This is a genomic window from Colwellia ponticola, from assembly GCF_005885605.1.
Taxonomy (GTDB): domain Bacteria; phylum Pseudomonadota; class Gammaproteobacteria; order Enterobacterales; family Alteromonadaceae; genus Colwellia; species Colwellia ponticola.
In genome coordinates, this window is the sequence record NZ_SZVP01000065.1 from 1 (window position 1) to 482 (window position 482).

The 482-nt window shown below is 52.9% G+C and carries 1 rRNA gene; it reads left to right on the forward strand.

Annotated elements, in window-relative coordinates:
- Window positions 1-482, forward strand: a 16S ribosomal RNA gene (locus FCS21_RS17660); the annotation flags it as partial.

Sequence of the window (482 nt, forward strand, 5' to 3'; positions counted from 1 at the left end):
CCACCGGAGCTTGCTCCACCGGAAAAAGAAGAGTGGCGAACGGGTGAGTAACACGTGGGTAACCTGCCCATCAGAAGGGGATAACACTTGGAAACAGGTGCTAATACCGTATAACAATCGAAACCGCATGGTTTTGATTTGAAAGGCGCTTTCGGGTGTCGCTGATGGATGGACCCGCGGTGCATTAGCTAGTTGGTGAGGTAACGGCTCACCAAGGCCACGATGCATAGCCGACCTGAGAGGGTGATCGGCCACATTGGGACTGAGACACGGCCCAAACTCCTACGGGAGGCAGCAGTAGGGAATCTTCGGCAATGGACGAAAGTCTGACCGAGCAACGCCGCGTGAGTGAAGAAGGTTTTCGGATCGTAAAACTCTGTTGTTAGAGAAGAACAAGGATGAGAGTAACTGTTCATCCCTTGACGGTATCTAACCAGAAAGCCACGGCTAACTACGTGCCAGCAGCCGCGGTAATACGTAGG